The sequence below is a fragment of the Streptomyces sp. NPDC048643 genome (assembly GCF_040650615.1).
Lineage (GTDB): Bacteria > Actinomycetota > Actinomycetes > Streptomycetales > Streptomycetaceae > Streptomyces.
Genome location: NZ_JBEZHO010000019.1, coordinates 140,967 through 147,585, shown reverse-complemented (window position 1 = coordinate 147,585; position 6,619 = coordinate 140,967). Strand labels below are relative to the sequence as shown.

Annotated in this window: 7 protein-coding genes and 1 pseudogene; 4 read left to right on the top strand and 4 right to left on the bottom strand. The window is 72.6% G+C overall.

Annotated elements, in window-relative coordinates:
* Positions 1 to 214 (bottom strand): annotated as a pseudogene (locus AB0C62_RS20850) (hypothetical protein); the annotation flags it as partial.
* Between the two features lie 82 nt (positions 215 to 296).
* Here AB0C62_RS20850 and AB0C62_RS20845 point away from each other — a divergent pair.
* Genes AB0C62_RS20845 through AB0C62_RS20830 form a run of 4 tightly spaced genes read left to right on the top strand, consistent with a single transcriptional unit; the run spans position 297 to position 3,776 of the window.
* Positions 297 to 1,049 carry an enoyl-CoA hydratase family protein gene (locus tag AB0C62_RS20845; RefSeq protein WP_362975162.1) on the top strand — a complete coding sequence of 251 codons (753 nt, stop codon included), beginning with the start codon at positions 297 to 299 and terminating at the stop codon, positions 1,047 to 1,049.
* Positions 1,046 to 1,912 carry a CoA-transferase gene (locus tag AB0C62_RS20840; protein WP_362975160.1) on the top strand — a complete coding sequence of 289 codons (867 nt, stop codon included), beginning with the start codon at positions 1,046 to 1,048 and terminating at the stop codon, positions 1,910 to 1,912. Before AB0C62_RS20845 ends, AB0C62_RS20840 begins: the two co-directional genes overlap by 4 nt.
* On the top strand, positions 1,909 to 2,712 hold the full coding sequence (locus AB0C62_RS20835; protein WP_362975158.1) for a CoA-transferase: 804 nt from the start codon (positions 1,909 to 1,911) through the stop codon (positions 2,710 to 2,712). The genes AB0C62_RS20840 and AB0C62_RS20835 overlap by 4 nt, the downstream gene beginning before the upstream one ends.
* On the top strand, positions 2,712 to 3,776 hold the full coding sequence (locus AB0C62_RS20830; RefSeq protein WP_362975156.1) for a nitronate monooxygenase: 1,065 nt from the start codon (positions 2,712 to 2,714) through the stop codon (positions 3,774 to 3,776). The genes AB0C62_RS20835 and AB0C62_RS20830 overlap by 1 nt, the downstream gene beginning before the upstream one ends.
* A gap of 134 nt (positions 3,777 to 3,910) precedes the next feature.
* Here AB0C62_RS20830 and AB0C62_RS20825 read toward each other — a convergent pair whose 3' ends face one another.
* From AB0C62_RS20825 to AB0C62_RS20815, 3 genes are read right to left on the bottom strand one after another with little or no spacing between them, the layout of a single operon-like run.
* Entirely contained in the window at positions 3,911 to 5,068 is a 1,158-nt protein-coding gene (locus AB0C62_RS20825; protein WP_362975154.1) for an acetyl-CoA C-acetyltransferase, read from the bottom strand.
* A gap of 37 nt (positions 5,069 to 5,105) precedes the next feature.
* Positions 5,106 to 5,717, bottom strand: a complete 612-nt coding sequence (locus tag AB0C62_RS20820; protein ID WP_081216672.1) for a TetR/AcrR family transcriptional regulator — start codon at positions 5,715 to 5,717, stop codon at positions 5,106 to 5,108.
* A 15-nt stretch (positions 5,718 to 5,732) separates the two neighbouring features.
* Positions 5,733 to 6,524, bottom strand: coding sequence for an SDR family oxidoreductase (locus AB0C62_RS20815; RefSeq protein WP_362975152.1), 792 nt, complete (start codon positions 6,522 to 6,524; stop codon positions 5,733 to 5,735).
* Between the last annotated feature and the right edge of the window lie 95 nt (positions 6,525 to 6,619).

Genomic DNA, 6,619 nt, shown 5'->3' with positions numbered 1-6,619 from the left:
GGACGGCCCAGTCGATGAAGACCGAGCCCAGGATGCCGATCAGCAGCAGGGAGAGCAGGGTGCCGACCACCGCCACGGATGTTCGGTGTGCGCCCGCTCGGGCGAAGGCCCGCGCGATCCCGGCCCCGACGCCGCGGGTGCCGCCGGTGACGACGACGGTCCGGCCGTCGAGGTCCGCCGCGGCGCCGTCGCCGGTGGTGTCCACGTTGTCCACAGGGCCTCCCGCACGGCCGCGATCGCTGCTAGCTTCGCAGCACACCTAACAAACGTTTGGTGGAAAGGTAGCTGATGTGCCCATGGGTGTCTCCACCTCGTCCCCGGAAAAGGGGATTTCCCTCGTCACGGCCGACTACCCGCCGGTGAACGCGCTGCCGGTGCGCGGCTGGTTCGAGCTGGCCGACGCCGTCCGTGCGGCGGGCCGCGACCCCGAGGTCCGCTGCGTCGTCCTGGCGGCACAGGGGCGCGGTTTCAACGCGGGCGTCGACATCAAGGAGATCCAGCGCGACCCCACCGGCCACGAAGCGCTGATCGGCGCCAACCAGGGCTGCGCCGAGGCCTTCGCGGCGGTGTACGAGTGCGAGGTGCCGGTCGTCGCGGCGGTGCAGGGCTTCTGCCTGGGCGGCGGCATAGGCCTCGTGGGGAACGCGGACGTGATCGTGGCGAGCGAGGACGCCACGTTCGGCCTGCCCGAGCTGGACCGTGGCGCCCTCGGTGCGGCCACGCACCTGGCCCGGCTCGTCCCCCAGCACCTGATGCGCGCCCTGTACTACACCTCGCGTACGGCCACCGCCGCCGAGCTGCAAGCGCACGGCTCGGTGTGGAAGGTCGTCCCGCGCGACGAACTGCGTTCGGTGGTCCTGGATGTGGCGCGGGAGATCGCCGCGAAGGACGGACGCCTCATCCGTCTCGCCAAGGCCGCCATCAATGGCATCGACCCCGTCGACGTGCGCCGCAGCTACCGCTTCGAGCAGGGCTTCACCTACGAGGCCGGCCTCGGCGGAGTGGCCGGCCGCGTCCGCGACACCTTCGGCAAGGAGGCCCCCCGGTGAGCGACAAGACCATGTCGGCGCAGGACGTCGTCGGCCGGCTGGAGAGCGGGATGACGCTCGGTATCGGCGGCTGGGGTTCGCGGCGCAAGCCGATGGCCCTGGTGAGAGCGCTGCTCCGGACCGGGATCACCGACCTGACCGTCGTCGCGTACGGCGGGCCGGACGTCGGTCTGCTCGCGGCGGCCGGGCGGATCCGCAAGCTGGTGACCGCCTTCGCGACGCTCGACTCGATCCCGCTCGAACCGCACTACCGCGCGGCCCGTGAACGTGGCGCGTTCGAGCTGACGGAGGTCGACGAGGCGATGTTCATGTGGGGCCTGCACGCCGCCGCGAACCGGCTGCCGTTCCTCCCGGTGCGGGCCGGTATCGGCTCGGACGTGATGCGGATCAACCCGGGCCTGCGGACGGTCACTTCGCCGTACCCCGACGCGTCGTCCGGGGTGCGGGAGGAGCTCGTCGCCATGCCCGCCCTGCGCCTGGACGCGGCCCTGGTCCACATGAACCGCGCGGACCGCGCGGGCAACGGCCAGTACCTCGGCCCGGACCCGTACTTCGACGACCTGTTCTGCGAGGCCGCCGACACCGCGTACGTCTCGTGCGAGCGGATCGTCGACACGGCGGAGCTGACCAAGGACGCCGCGCCACAGACCCTGCTCCTCCAGCGGTCGGCCGTCACGGGCGTGGTGGAGACGCCCAACGGCGCGCACTTCACCTCCTGCGTCCCGGACCACGGACGCGACGAGGCCTTCCAGAAGCTGTACGCGACCACGCCGTACGAGGAGTTCGCCAAGCGCTTCCTCTCCGGTGACGAGCACGCCTACCAGAGCGCCGTCCAGGCCTGGCGGAAGGAGCGGGACCAGTGAGCGTCACCCGAGCCGAGTACTGCGTGATCGCCTGCGCCGAGGCGTGGCGGGACAATGGCGAGGTGCTCGCCAGCCCCATGGGCCTCGTCCCGTCCGTCGGGGCCCGCCTCGCCCGGCACACCTTCGCGCCCGACCTGCTGCTGACCGACGGCGAGGCGCTGCTCGTCGGCCCGGACGGCACCACGGAGGGCTGGTTGCCCTACCGGCGGCATCTGACGGCGGTGACCGGCGGTCGGCGGCACGTGATGATGGGCGCGAGCCAGATCGACCGCTTCGGCAACCAGAACATCTCCTGCATCGGCGACTGGTCCCGGCCCCGGCGCCAGCTCCTCGGAATGCGCGGCGCCCCGGTCAACACGCTGAACAACCCGACCAGTTACTGGATCCCCAGGCACTCGCCGCGGGTCTTCGTGGAGCGCGTCGACGTGGTGTGCGGGGTGGGCTACGACCGGGCCGCCGCCGCGGGCCCGAGCGCCACCCGCTTCCACCGTCTCCCCCGCGTGGTGACCGACCTCGCGGTCCTCGACTTCGCGACCCCCGACCACGCGATGCGGCTCGCCTCCGTCCACCCGGGCGTCACCCCCGAGCAGGTCCGCGCGGCCACCGGGTTCGAGCTGACGATCCCGGCCGAGGTCCCGTTCACCCGCGAACCGACGGGCCGGGAGCTGGAGTTGATCCGGACGGTGCTCGACCCGAAGGGGCTGCGGGACCGGGAGGTGCCCGACCCGGCGGGAGACGGCCGGGACCGCGCCGGCCGGGGCGGCGACGGGGGCGGCGCCCCGCGCGGAGGCGGGCGCTGATGGAGACCGCGCTGACCGGCCTCGTCGGCGTCCGGCATCCCCTCGTGCAGACCGGCATGGGCTGGGTGGCGGGCCCCCGCCTGGTCTCGGCAACGGCGAACGCGGGAGCGCTGGGCATCCTCGCCTCCGCCACGATGACCCTCGACCACCTGCGGGACGCCGTACGCGAGGTCAGATCCCGCACCGACCAGCCGTTCGGAGTGAACCTGCGCGCCGACGCGGCGGACGCCGGCGACCGGGTGCGGATCATCGTGGACGAGGGCGTGCGTGTCGCGTCGTTCGCGCTCGCCCCCTCCCGCGAGCTGATCGCCGAGCTGAAGGAGGCGGGTGTGGTCGTCGTGCCGTCCGTCGGGGCGCGGCGGCACGCCGAGAAGGTGGCCGACTGGGGCGCCGACGCCGTGATCGTGCAGGGCGGTGAGGGTGGCGGGCACACCGGGGAGGTCGCGACGAGCGTGCTGCTGCCGCAGGTCGTCGACGCCGTGGACATCCCGGTGGTGGCGGCGGGCGGCTTCCACGACGGGCGGGGGCTGGTGGCCGCGCTGGCCTACGGGGCGGCGGGCATCGCGATGGGCACCCGGTTCCTGCTGACCTCCGACTCGACGGTGCCCGACGCGGTGAAGGCGAGGTATCTCGCGGCGACGGTCAAGGACGTCACGGTGACGACGGCCGTCGACGGGATGCCGCACCGCATGCTGCGCACCGACCTCGTGGAGGCCCTGGAGCGGGCGGGCCGCACGAGAACCCTCGCCCGGGCCGTGCGCCGGGCCGCCGGGTTCCGGCGCCTCTCCGGCCTGACCTGGTCCCGGATGATCCGCGACGGTCTGGCGATGAAGCACGGCAGGGACCTGTCCTGGAGCCAGGTCCTGCTGGCGGCCAACACCCCGATGCTCCTCAGAGCGTCGATGGTCGACGGCCGGACGGACCTCGGGGTGATGGCGTCGGGCCAGGTCGCCGGGGTGATCGACGACCTGCCGTCGTGCGAGGAGCTGATCGCGCGGGTGATGGGAGAGGCCCGGGAGACCCTCGACCGGCTCGCGGGGGTGGGGGTCTCGCTGCCGGACTGACGTGCACGACCGTGGCGTCGGGGCCCGGACGGCGCGCGTCCGGGCCCCGACGCCGGTCTGAGACCTCACCCGGAGACCTCACCCGGAGATCGCACTCGGAGGCCGCCCTCGGACGCCGTCCTCAGAGGCCGTCCTCAGAGGCGTTCGATGATCGTCACGTTGGCCTGGCCGCCGCCCTCGCACATCGTCTGGAGGCCGAACCGGCCGCCGGCGCGCTCCAGTTCGTGGAGCAGCGTGGTCATCAGCCGGACGCCGGTCGCCCCGAGCGGGTGGCCGAGGGCGATCGCGCCGCCGTTGACGTTGACCCGGTCCGGGTCCGCGCCGGTCTCCTTGAGCCAGGCGAGGACGACCGGGGCGAACGCCTCGTTGATCTCGACGAGGTCGATGTCGCCGATGGACATGCCGGTCTTCTTCAGGGCGTGGGCCGTGGCCGGGATGGGTGCCGAGAGCATCCGGATGGGGTCCTCGCCCCGGACCGAGAGATGGTGCACCCGGGCCCTCGGGGTGAGGCCGTGTTCGCGGACCGCCCGCTCGGAGGCGAGCAGCATCGCGGCGGCGCCGTCGGAGACCTGGGAGGAGCAGGCGGCGGTGATGGTGCCGCCCTCGACGACCGGCTTCAGGGCCGCCATCTTCTCCAGCGAGGTGTCCCGGCGCGGCCCCTCGTCGACTGTGACCTCGCGGAACGGCACGGTCTCGCGGTCGAAGCGGCCCTCGTCGGCGGCGCGGATCGCGCGCTGATGGGAGCGGAGGGCGAACTCCTCCTGGTCGCGGCGGGTGATGCCCCACTTGGCGGCGATGAGTTCGGCGCCGTGGAACTGGTTGACGGGGCGGTCGCCGTAGCGCGCCCGCCAGCCCTCACTGCCGGCGAAGGGGCCCTCGGTGAGGCCGAGGGGTTCGGCGGCCTGGCGGGAGGCGAACGCGATGGGGATCTGGGTCATGTTCTGCACGCCGCCGGCGACCACGAGGTCCTGGGTGCCGGACAGGACGCCCTGGGCGGCGAAGTGCACGGCCTGCTGCGAGGACCCGCACTGGCGGTCCACGGTGACGCCGGGCACCTCCTCGGGCAGTCCGGCGGCCAGCCAGCAGGTGCGGGCGATGTCGCCGGCCTGCGGCCCGACCGTGTCCAGGCAGCCGAAGACGACGTCCTCGACGGCTGCCGGGTCCACGCCGGACCGCTCGACCAGCGCGGTGAGCACGTGCGCGCCGAGGTCGGCCGGGTGGACAGCGCCGAGCCCTCCTCTGCGCCGCCCGACGGGTGTGCGGACCGCTTCGACGATGTAGGCCTCGGCCATGACGACTCCCTCGCGAGGATGAGTGGTTCGCGTTCGGCTACGTGCGGACGGAGATCCCGTCGAGCACCATCGACAGGTACTGCCGGGCGATCTCCTCGGGGCTGTGCTGACCACCGGGCCGGTACCAGGACGCGGCGACCCACACGGTGTCCCGGACGAAGCGGTAGGTCAGCCTGATGTCGAGGTCGGCGCGGAAGACCTCGGCGTCGACGCCGCGTTCCAGTGTGCTCAGCCACGCCTTCTCGAAGTTGCGCTGTGACTCGGCGAGGAACGCGAAGCGCTCCTGCACGGCGAGGTGGCGGGCCTCCTTCTGGTAGATCGCGACGGCGGCGCGGTGTCGGTCGATCTCCCGGAAGGACTCGGTGACGAGTGCCTCCAGGGTCTCCCGGGGGCCGAGTCCGGCTTCCAGGACGGTGTCGTAGCCGTCCCAGAGCTCGTCGAGGAAGGTGCGCAGGATCTCCTCCAGCATCGATTCCTTGGAGTCGAAGTGGTAGTAGAGACTGCCCGCGAGCATTCCGGCCTCGTCCGCGATCTTGCGGACGGTGGTGGCGTTGTAGCCCTGCTCGGCGAAGACCTCGGCGGCGGTGCCGAGCAGTTCGCGGCGGCGCTCCGGGGTGGCGGTCACCTGGGGCTTCTTCTTGGTAGGCACACGGTCATTGTCGTCCTATGCGTGCTGGCTGCTCACGGACACGACCTCGCCGGTGAGATACGAGGAGTAGCCGGACGCGAGGAACACGATCACGTTGGCGATCTCCCAGGGCTCGGCGTACCGGCCGAAGGCCTCGCGGGCGGTGAGTTCCTCCAGCAGTTCGGGCGTGGTGACCTTCACGAGGTGGGGGTGCATGGCGAGGCTCGGCGAGACCGCGTTGACCCGGACCCCGTAGGCGGCGGCCTCGATCGCCGCGCACCGGGTGAGCGCCATGACGCCGGCTTTCGCGGCGGCGTAGTGGGCCTGCCCGGACTGGGCCCGCCAGCCGACGACGGAGGCGTTGTTGACGACGGCTCCGCCATCGCCCTGGTCCTTGAGCCGCCGCAGTGCTGCCCGGGTGCACCGGAAGGTGCCGTTCAGTGTCACGTCCAGCACGCGGGACCACTGCTCGTCGGTCATGTCGACGAGAGCCGATGTCCCGCCCAGGCCCGCGTTGTTGACGACGACGTCCAGGCGGCCGTGGATCCGGACGGCGGTGTCGAGGAGGGCCTGGACCTGGTCCTCGTCGGTGACGTCGCAGGGCAGTGCGGCGACGTGGCCGGCGCCGAACTCCCCGGCCAGGGTCGCGGCGGTCTCCTTGAGCCGGCGTGCGTGCGCGTCGCTGATCAGGACGCGCGCGCCCTCCTCCAGGAACCGGCGTGCGGTGGCGCCGCCGATGCCGGCCCCGGCCGCGGCGGTGATGACGGCGGTGCGGCCCTTCAGCAGCCCGTGCCCGGGGACGTACGCCGGACTCTCGACGTCGCTCATGACCCCAAGCTAACCTACCAAACACTTGTTAGGGAAGCGCCGTCACCCGGCGGAGCAGGTCCCCGTGGTCCCACCGCCCGCAGCCGAGAGGTGCC